Source organism: Pseudoalteromonas rubra (assembly GCF_004212645.1).
GTDB classification, from domain to species: Bacteria; Pseudomonadota; Gammaproteobacteria; order Enterobacterales; family Alteromonadaceae; genus Pseudoalteromonas; species Pseudoalteromonas rubra_G.
The window spans coordinates 1-786 of record NZ_PPUZ01000094.1; the positions used below are offsets into that span (position 1 = coordinate 1).

Consider the following 786-nt stretch of genomic DNA (forward strand, 5'->3'; position numbering starts at 1 on the left):
TGATTTAGGAAACAACGCCGTTTACAACTTCAATTAACGCGAATTTTTCACCTATGCACGAATCTACCTCATACATTTCGGTATTAAAAAATGATACTAAGGTTGAACCTATAACTAACTCGATCATCACTAGCGCTCAGGAGGTACCCATTTCCAAAATCAGACCCCAAATATACGACAACCTTTGATTGGGTGCCTGTGTAGTTTTAATTTACCTTATCAGCACTTACATCGGGTTATCTAGATTGTTAAAAATACGGCTTTAAATTATCGTACAAATTGAGTAGGGTAAACCAAGTGCTGATCTTTTATTGAGTACTTGTTAACCTTGTGCGCTACGATCAGGGCTCTATTTGTAGATTACCAATAATGTATCCAGAATAAGGAAATATAAAATGAAAGTACAACTAAAAAAGAAAAACTTAAAAACACTGAACAAAAGCAATCAACTTGCAAACCAGGCAACGCCGCAAGTTGCAGGTGGTGCAGAAATCTCTATCTACCCACAATGCAGACCAACAAACCCTGTTATTTGCTGGACAGATGGCACCTGGCACGGTTGTGTTACTAAATAATCATCACAGATTATCATTAACGCTTAGGTTTTAAACCCAATCACCTGCGCCTTTGAAGGTAAGCTTTAATTGCTCTTAAAGGTGCAGTTTTGCATGTGCGTTGCTAATCGAGTTGAACCTGTATACTGGGCTTTTAGCTGGTAATGCACCGTTGACGGTAGCAAATAGCTCAATTTGTAGAAACTAGCTAGAGCGTGAGAGTGGCTGCACT

Annotated in this window: 1 protein-coding gene; it reads left to right on the forward strand. The window is 38.9% G+C overall.

Annotated features, from left to right (window positions below; all coding sequences use genetic code 11):
* The first annotated feature begins 395 nt into the window (after window positions 1-395).
* On the forward strand, window positions 396-575 hold the full coding sequence (locus C3B51_RS21815) for a hypothetical protein (RefSeq protein ID WP_046004322.1): 180 nt from the start codon (window positions 396-398) through the stop codon (window positions 573-575).
* The last annotated feature ends 211 nt before the right edge of the window (window positions 576-786 follow it).

Bases quoted from the DNA above. Each gene is read 5' to 3' on its own strand.
- C3B51_RS21815 (WP_046004322.1), top strand. From the start codon at position 396: ATGAAAGTACAACTAAAAAAGAAAAACTTAAAAACACTGAACAAAAGC.